Source organism: Bacillus sp. ISO11 (assembly GCF_003458115.1).
GTDB classification, from domain to species: Bacteria; Bacillota; Bacilli; order Bacillales; family Bacillaceae_G; genus Bacillus_A; species Bacillus_A cereus.
In genome coordinates, this window is record NZ_QXCO01000097.1 from 1 (window position 1) to 588 (window position 588).

Consider the following 588-nt stretch of genomic DNA (forward strand, 5'->3'; position numbering starts at 1 on the left):
TTTAGCAACTGCAGAAATTCTGTATCACTTTTATCATTTTTTATATAATCCTGTTCGTAGTTAAAAATCATTCGTACTAACATAAAAGCTGTAAGCGGTAATGGTACCTTATGCAAAGCTCCTTGCTGATAACCTTTTTCGAGCAAATTACTTATCATGTTAATTGCTTCTTCTTCAGATTGTTTAAAACAAGTTGTAATTTCAGGTGAATGGTACTCTTTATATTCTTGAAAGAGTGTAGAAACAAACGGATCTTGATGATATTCTAGGCTGATATAATGAAGAATTTTTTGTATTCGAAGTAAAACATCTTTTTCTTCTTTATATAAATTAAATAATTGTGAGCGTTTGAGCTGAATATGACGCATATAGCAGTCACATAATATTTCAGTTTTATCTGTATAGTAATAATAAATAGTACCTTTACCAACTTTAGCTGTCTTTGCAATTTCATCAACCGTTGTGTTACGGACACCACGCGTAGAGAACAGTATTGTGGCAGATTGAATGATTTTCATTTTTTTATTTTCTTTTTCTAATTTGATCATTGTCTACACCCTATCCTTGAAATATTTAGCGAAGTTTTCT

1 protein-coding gene is annotated in these 588 nt (G+C 30.4%); it reads right to left on the bottom strand.

Annotated features, from left to right (window positions below):
- Positions 1-548, bottom strand: a 548-nt coding sequence (locus D1166_RS30955; protein WP_098281603.1) for a TetR/AcrR family transcriptional regulator, incomplete at its 3' end; no start/stop codon positions are given.
- Between the last annotated feature and the right edge of the window lie 40 nt (positions 549-588).